Origin of the sequence: Aurantimonas sp. A2-1-M11 (assembly GCF_036549475.1) — a bacterium.
GTDB lineage: Bacteria > Pseudomonadota > Alphaproteobacteria > Rhizobiales > Rhizobiaceae > Aurantimonas.
Map to the genome: position 1 here is coordinate 1 of NZ_JAZHLI010000120.1, position 6,517 is coordinate 6,517.

Consider the following 6,517-nt stretch of genomic DNA (forward strand, 5'->3'; position numbering starts at 1 on the left):
AAAACACCGGAAATCAATCGGGTCAGGATCGGTTTCCGGCATTCTCCAATACTTCAAACCCGATGGGAATCCCTGAAGCACAGGGCATCCAAGGGTTTTTCAGGGCGAACTACTGAGAACGCTCTCCGCATTCGCGACGCAAGCCCGCTTATTCGTGCAGGGCTTGCCGATGAGGCGCGAGCAGATCCTGCGTCATCTCATCGAAGTGCCGGATCCCGAGCAAGGCCATGTTTCGATCGATCTCCGCTGAAAGGCGGTCGATGACGTACCAAAGCAATCTATTCACAAGCTGGCATATAGCTATACGCTTTATAGTGTCTTTCTAGGCGGTCAGTCCCGCGCCAGCACCGGAGCCCCCGCCAGCATCACCCGGTGGTCGGACACGCGGTCGAGCAGGCGCGGCAGGGTCAGCGCCGCCAGCATCGACCCGGCCCCGAAGGCCACCAGGCCACCGACGCAGTCGTCGATCCTAAAACTGGCGAGATGTCCGCCACCTGATTCTCAACCAACGGAGCCGACGCACGAAGGGGCCCACCCGGGCCCCTTCGTGCGTTGTCCCGCCATCGTCGTCGCCGAATTTTACTCCGCCCCACTGGCCTGGAGTTGCTCCCTCGTTGACATCAACGGGGACCGCCACCTGGCTCGAATAGACCGACACGGCCTACGTATTCCCTTTCTGCCGGCGNTCCGCCCCACTGGCCTGGAGTTGCTCCCTCGTTGACATCAACGGGGACCGCCACCTGGCTCGAATAGACCGACACGGCCTACGTATTCCCTTTCTGCCGGCGTGGGCGGCTGAGGAGAACCTGTCGTCGGTCGTGGAATTCGCGTTCGTCGATCTCGCCACGTGCGAAGCGCTCCTCGAGGATGTCGAGTGCCGACGCGGCACGCTGCCCGTTGCTGGTGCGGCGGGAGGAAGGCCGCACGAGGAGGTAGGCGACCAGGGCAATCAGCACCGCCCAGAACAACACCATCGCGATCCCGCCGCCCATCATACCGCCCCAGCCCCAGCGTGAGTCCATCATGTGACCCCAGTTCCAGCTCTGCTGATCGACGGTCTGAGCGTTCGCTGCAACCGGAAGCGCCCAAACCAGCAGTCCGATGACTGCTCCGGCGCAAAAGGGTGGTCGCACCGCAATGCCGGCGCGAGCCGCGTACTTGGCCGTCCCGTCGTCCGGGTGCCCGGGAGTCGCCGCCAATCTCTTTCTCGTTCTCGAGGGATTCATCGTCCTGCCTTTTCGTTGTTTTCCCTTCCTTCCCCTTTTGTGTTTCAGCCGCATTGAGGCATCTCAATTCCAGCCATGTTCATGCGGAGCCAGTTTCGAAGCCCGCCGGGAGTGCCCATACCGGACAACTGGCCAAGGTCTGCCACCACCGGGGCGATCTAGCGGATCGGGTCATGCTCCGCCAGAGTGACCGCAAGCGCCAACGACGTTGAGAGGATGCCCGGGACGGCGGAGCTTTCCGGCCGTGGACCGTGAGGCGTCGAGCTTCGGTATCATGTTCGTAGCTGAAGAGCAGACGGTCGAGGCTCTATCAGGACGTTTGTTACCGTCGCGGAGCGGCCGAGAACTGCATCAAGTCGTTCAAGACAAATCTGGCCGCCGACCGCACCTCCTGCAGCAAGGCGACGGCGAACCGGTTCCGCCTCTTTCTGCATGGTGGCGCCTACTGGCTGATGTGGGGCCTACGAGCCGCGATGCCGAAGCGTTCGCACCTCGCCGTCGCGCAGTTCGACACGTTGCGTCTGCGCCTCATCAAAATCGCCGCTCGGGTGGTCGAATTGAAAACGCAGATCCGCCTGCACATGCCGACATCGTGCCCCGACCAGAGCATCCTGCGTGTCGTCCTGGCCCGGATACCGCGCCTCGTCACCTGAGCGACGGGGCCGCGACGCCCTAAAACCCAGCCCTCGACCGCAACCTGCAAACCCCCGCCTCTGATCCTTATGGCGAGCGTGGGGCTGTTCTCCGAATGGGCACGCGCGTCCGATCCGGTGCATGCGGCTTCGCCAACGCCTTGTGCGGCGGTTGTGTATCATGATCGGTCGCATGGTGCGGCGCATCAGGGGGCAGCGGCCGAAACCTGCGCCAATCACTGCCTCTCAGTGTCGGTCCTGTCGCTAATGCTGCCTCCAGGGCGGAGTTCGCTCTTGCCATGCCCGTGCCTCCGGACGGCGCACGACTGCTCGGCACGAGAATGCCTGTCGCGCTGGGTCCTCCTCGCGCCTGATCCGATCCTGCGACGCGAAACGTGTCTTCTGGAAAAAGCAGCATCGGACGATCCCGCGCCATGGCGCGGGACGAAGAGGAATTCAGTGATGAGAAACATGATCTATGGGCGGCGCTCGTCGCCGCGGCGGCGTGGGCGCTTCCGACCCATGCCGAAGGCATGCACGCCGACAGGCACAGCAGCGAGGCCACCCGGCAGCCGGGCGCTGCCGGCGCCGCCGAACGGGCCGTCTCCATCGAGATGCGGGAGTCGGAGGACGGGATGCCCCCATGGCCCGGTGCAGGATGAGATGCATGGCGAGGCAGCCGACGAGCGGCAGACCGAGGAGCCGCATCTGGCCAAGGGACTGGCCGGCAGGTGCCGCGTCGAGGACGACGCCGGTGCCTGCGGCCATGGCGAGGCCGCAGGCCGCCATCATCCGGCCGGGTCGCTGCATGGGCAGGGCTGGGACCGCTTCTGCGGCGGGCGTCGCCAGTGTGGATCGACTCTAGTGGGTCATGTTCTTCCGTTCGGGTTCGCGGCGACGCCGGATCCGGCTTTGATTCCTTCGCAGACTGCTTCAGTCATGCGCGGCGCCGCACGAAGGCGGCTGGCGCGTGTCGCAGTTTGATGGTCGGATGGTCGGTGGCGAGGCGCGGGCGGCGCCATGCGTGGCAGCGCTCGTAAGGATGGCCGGCGCACAGTGCAGGCTGCACCGGCTGCCATCGCTGTCATGCACGGAGGCGGTTCCGCAGCAACCGCTGCCTAAGTTCCCGGGGAGTGCCCAGACCGGCCGTCTCGTGAAGGACGTCCGCTATGGCCGCATGACCGATGCCCGTGGCGCCATCGCCGATCGCCAGGAGGACTGTCAAATGACGGCGCATCCGGCCACTATCGGATCGTTCACGAAGGCCGGCAACATCCGTAATAATACGTAGGCCGTAAGGGGTTGCGGGACGGACCTCGATGCGCGACGTTATATGCGGCGAGGCTAATGTATGGCGGCAGGAATGCTCGACCGGCGAGCGAACTCGAATGGTGCGATGAGGCCATGGCTATGGCGGCTTGCTGTCTTTGCGGTGGCGGCGGTGTTCGTCGCCGCCTTCACGCCGGTCTTGCCGGCCTCGGCGGCGACGATGACTGTGGCATGCGGTGCGCAGGCGGGCCCCACCGCCTCCGACGGGGCAGCGCAGTGCCGCCGGGTTCCCTCGACGCCCGATTGCCTCGGCCAGCCAGGCCACTTCGCCTGCTATTCGTTTCTGCCGACGCCGATCGTCCAGTTCCTCCCGCAGACCGATGCCGGATCCTGGCCGCGGCCAGACGGTGCGGCGTGGCGGGTCGTCGTTCGAGTTCCCGAAGCGCCGCCGCCGCGGACCGCATGAGGCAAGCGCCGCGGCAACCTTGGTCGCGGCACACGGTTTAATTTCGAACGGGAGCGCGCGAAGAGAATCGGCCCTCCCGGCGCACAGGAGACTGAAAATGAAGAAGCTTTCGATCCTCGCCCTTTCCGGCGCTGTCATCGCCGGCGGCCTCGTCGCGGCCCATGCCCAGCAGGGCTCAATGATGGGCGGCTCCGGCGGCCCGAATGCCCAGGCCCAGGACGGGCGCCCCTATGGACGGATGCCGTTGGGCGGCCGCGGGGGCATGGGACCCGGCATGATGGACGACTGGGGTCCAGGCATGATGGGCATGATGGGTCCTGGCATGATGATGGGGCGGGGCATGATGGGGCCGCAGATGATGATCATCATGATGGACACCAACGGCGACGGGAAGCTGTCGCTGGACGAGTTCCAGGCGATGCACAAGCGCATGTTCGACTATCTCGACGCAAACGGCGACGGCCAGATCGGGATGGATGAACTCGAGTCGCGCGGGAACCGCAACTCCGACGACGAATAGGGCGCGCGACCTTTCGGCGGCGGACGGTCGCGTCCTCCGCCGGCGGGTCGGCTTGAGAAGGAAAAGCAGCCAACGGTTCCGCTCTCGTTTCCGGCTGGCCCCCGTCATGCGGAAAGAACGACGCGTAAGTAGGTTCGAATCACTTCGCGAGGCCTGGCCGGCAAACGTCGTGCCGAACGTCTCGGCGGCGGCCGCGTAGCCGCCGGTGCCTCGGAAATACCCCCGGAAACGGGCGCATGAGCGCAGGGTAGCTCATCCGAAAGAGCCGCCAGTCCCTGCGTCTCCGGTCACGGCAATCCTGAAGAGGAAAAGAGGGAAAGATGAAGACGTCTGGTGCGATGACCTCCGAGTGATCCTATTCGCAGCCTGCCGATGGCCAGGCGATCGAGATCGCGAAAGGCCAGAGCCGAATCGTGGTGAGGGACGACCAGGGGGAGGTGGAAATCCAGCGCCGGAAGACCGACGCCATGCTCATCGAAGCTCCGCTTCAGCCGGAGATTCCGGTGGAGGGTGTCCATCCTGTCGGTGAACTGGAGGTGCTGGAGGCCTTGCAGTCGGGAGAGGCAGCGGTCGTGGACATGCGGACTGCCAAGTGGCGAGAGAAGTTCACCATCCCCGGCAGCAGCCACATCCCGTATGAGGAGGTCGGGGAGCGTCTCGAAGAGCTTGGCTGCCGACGGACAGACAGCGGTTGGGACTGCTCGAACGCACGGCGCGTCGTCGCCTATTGCAACGGCCCGAACTGCGGCCAGAGCCCGATCGCGATCCGGCACATGGTGGAAGCCGGCTTCCCGGCCGAAAGGATCTGCTACTACCGTGGTGGCATGGCGGCCTGGATTGTCAACGGCCTCACGGTGGCCAGTGCGCACGGCAACGGACCGGAGTGATCCGGAATCTGAATGGAGCCTGGCGACGAGGCGTGGACGCGCAGAAGGGCGACCACGATCGCACTCCGACGAGATGAAAGGCCGTTCGTGTCGACGAGCGCGCCCTTGCCTGGACCGCAGGTTCGCCTGGGTCAGCCTTCTCGCAGTCGAGGCCGTGAAGCTGCTCTTCCTGGTGAGGCCTGTCGTTCTGCCGAACCGCCGGGGATCGTCTTCTTGCGCCGTACAAAACCAAGTGCCGCGCGCGGTGGCGTCCTTGCCACTGCGCCCGGAGCCGCAGGTTTTTAGAGAGATCGTCGCGGGCTAGCGGGCAGTTGGCACGATGACGCTCGCGGTGACGACCCGCGCCAGCCTTGGTCACACCGGGCGAGCGCTGAAAGCATCGCCCGCGACGATCATCTTCTACGTCGCCATGCTGATCGCCGCGCTCGCGCGGATCGCAGCGGCCCTCGCGCCGCCGTTCGCACTGCCGCTTCTGATGCTTTCGGGCGCCGGCTGGAGCCTCGCGCTGTTGGGCTTCGTGGTCGTCTACGGGCCGATGTTGGCGGCAGCACATCCGACGCGAGCCAGAACGATCCAGGCCTGATCCATCGCGCTGGCGTCGGGCCAGAGGACGCGGGCTGCGGCCACGAACAGTATCGATTCGAAGAGATGGCCCGCGCCGATGATGCAGCACGGCATCCGGACGACAGCATTGAGCGGCCGATATCAGGCAACCTTGGCCGCAGTCGTGGCCACGCCCTCCACCCAATCCTTGAGCGCGGCGCGTTCGGGCGGCAGTTGGATGGCCATTCCCCCAGCGAAAGTTCCGAAGGCCTCGCGATTCATTGCGGATTTCGACGTGATGTCGGCCGCCATTCCGATTTGATGGACGCCGCCCAACGAGATGGTCGCACGGCAGCCGGAACTAGAGCCGTATTCCATCGCCAATGGCGGCTTGGACCCCGGTCTCAAGAACCCTCTTGGCGCCCGGGACCTCTACATCTTCCAGGATGGACAGGACACGCTCTACCGCCTGCACGGCACGCCAGAGGCCTGGTCGATCGGCAGGCGGTCTCCTCGGGCTGCATTCGCCTGCTGAACCAGGACGTCATCGACCTGTACGAGCGCGTTCCCGACGGCACACCAATCAGAGTGGTCCAGGACGTGTCCATCCAGGCAGCGTGAGGTGTCACGATTGGCAGCGAAGCGCAGTAGCGAGTTCGACCTTGCCTTACAACCGCCACCGCCGGTTCTAACGCCTGAAGCCGGAAGCCTGAAGCCGCGCAGGTCCCTCGGATGCAGTCTGGAGGGGGACCTAGACTAGGACGCAATCGTGTCACCTTAGGCTGGGCGTACGACCGGGCCTTGGTCTTGGCGATTGAGATCTGCCCCCTCGGGCTCAGGAATGCCGCGGTTGTGAAACCGTGGCAGGGGAATCGCATTTGGAAATTTTTGTAGTCTGATTGTTCACTTGCGTTTGCGGTTGCGATGGATTCTTCGCTTGGACGGCGGATTTTCGCCGTTGGGAGGATGTCGTG

Annotated in this window: 8 protein-coding genes and 2 pseudogenes; 8 read left to right on the forward strand and 2 right to left on the reverse strand. The window is 64.7% G+C overall.

All coding sequences use genetic code 11. The features are described 5' to 3' along the window. Window positions 1-764: 764 nt before the first annotated feature. On the reverse strand, window positions 765-1,199 hold the full coding sequence (locus VQ042_RS24240) for an SHOCT domain-containing protein (protein ID WP_331822839.1): 435 nt from the start codon (window positions 1,197-1,199) through the stop codon (window positions 765-767). A 332-nt stretch (window positions 1,200-1,531) separates the two neighbouring features. Between VQ042_RS24240 and VQ042_RS24245 the strand changes: the two are divergent. From VQ042_RS24245 to VQ042_RS24275, 7 genes and pseudogenes are all read left to right on the forward strand, one after another. Further along, a pseudogene (locus VQ042_RS24245) lies at window positions 1,532-1,879 on the forward strand (transposase); the annotation flags it as partial. 413 nt (window positions 1,880-2,292) lie between these two features. Beyond that, entirely contained in the window at window positions 2,293-2,520 is a 228-nt protein-coding gene (locus VQ042_RS24250; protein WP_331822840.1) for a hypothetical protein, read from the forward strand. Further along, the gene (locus tag VQ042_RS24255) at window positions 2,510-2,842 is read left to right on the forward strand and encodes a hypothetical protein (protein WP_331822841.1); all 333 of its coding nucleotides are present in this window, start codon (window positions 2,510-2,512) and stop codon (window positions 2,840-2,842) included. Before VQ042_RS24250 ends, VQ042_RS24255 begins: the two co-directional genes overlap by 11 nt. 379 nt (window positions 2,843-3,221) lie before the next feature. Then, a complete protein-coding gene (locus VQ042_RS24260) occupies window positions 3,222-3,593 on the forward strand; it encodes a hypothetical protein (protein WP_331822842.1) in 372 nt (123 codons plus the stop codon). 97 nt (window positions 3,594-3,690) lie between these two features. Then, complete coding sequence (locus tag VQ042_RS24265; protein ID WP_331822843.1) at window positions 3,691-4,113, forward strand: EF-hand domain-containing protein; 423 nt, start codon at window positions 3,691-3,693, stop codon at window positions 4,111-4,113. A gap of 413 nt (window positions 4,114-4,526) precedes the next feature. Next, window positions 4,527-5,000 carry a rhodanese-like domain-containing protein gene (locus tag VQ042_RS24270; RefSeq protein WP_331822844.1) on the forward strand — a complete coding sequence of 158 codons (474 nt, stop codon included), beginning with the start codon at window positions 4,527-4,529 and terminating at the stop codon, window positions 4,998-5,000. A 319-nt stretch (window positions 5,001-5,319) separates the two neighbouring features. After that, window positions 5,320-5,583: an NnrS family protein gene (locus VQ042_RS24275; RefSeq protein WP_331822845.1), complete on the forward strand. Its 264-nt coding sequence runs from the start codon at window positions 5,320-5,322 to the stop codon at window positions 5,581-5,583. A gap of 122 nt (window positions 5,584-5,705) precedes the next feature. On the opposite strand, the gene VQ042_RS24280 is transcribed toward VQ042_RS24275, so the two are convergent. After that, entirely contained in the window at window positions 5,706-5,855 is a 150-nt protein-coding gene (locus tag VQ042_RS24280; RefSeq protein WP_331822846.1) for a hypothetical protein, read from the reverse strand. A 10-nt stretch (window positions 5,856-5,865) separates the two neighbouring features. On the opposite strand from VQ042_RS24280, the pseudogene VQ042_RS24285 reads away from it, so the two are divergent. Beyond that, window positions 5,866-6,164: pseudogene (locus VQ042_RS24285) on the forward strand (L,D-transpeptidase); the annotation flags it as partial. Window positions 6,165-6,517 lie beyond the last annotated feature (353 nt).